The organism is Staphylococcus pasteuri (assembly GCF_030547725.1).
GTDB lineage: Bacteria > Bacillota > Bacilli > Staphylococcales > Staphylococcaceae > Staphylococcus > Staphylococcus pasteuri.
Map to the genome: position 1 here is coordinate 1 of NZ_JAUOQO010001059.1, position 232 is coordinate 232.

Consider the following 232-nt stretch of genomic DNA (forward strand, 5'->3'; position numbering starts at 1 on the left):
CACCTAGCCTAATAAGCTTAGAAGCGGAAGATGCCAAACTATATGGCTTATTTAGAGCAGGCAGCGACAATGCGGCTAACGCGGGCGGCTACATCGACTCAGCAAACAGTGGCAACTATTATGAAGGAAACACCATATCAGCCAACCGCGCTGAGCTCACTTTTACCGCTAGCGGCGCTGGTCAATATACCGTAAAAGGCACAACCTATGCTCCCGAAGCCAGTGCCGATTC

1 protein-coding gene is annotated in these 232 nt (G+C 50.9%); it reads left to right on the forward strand.

Annotated elements, in window-relative coordinates; translation table 11 throughout:
- Window positions 1–232: hypothetical protein (locus Q4528_RS16405; RefSeq protein ID WP_303522857.1), on the forward strand; the 232-nt coding region annotated here is incomplete at both ends.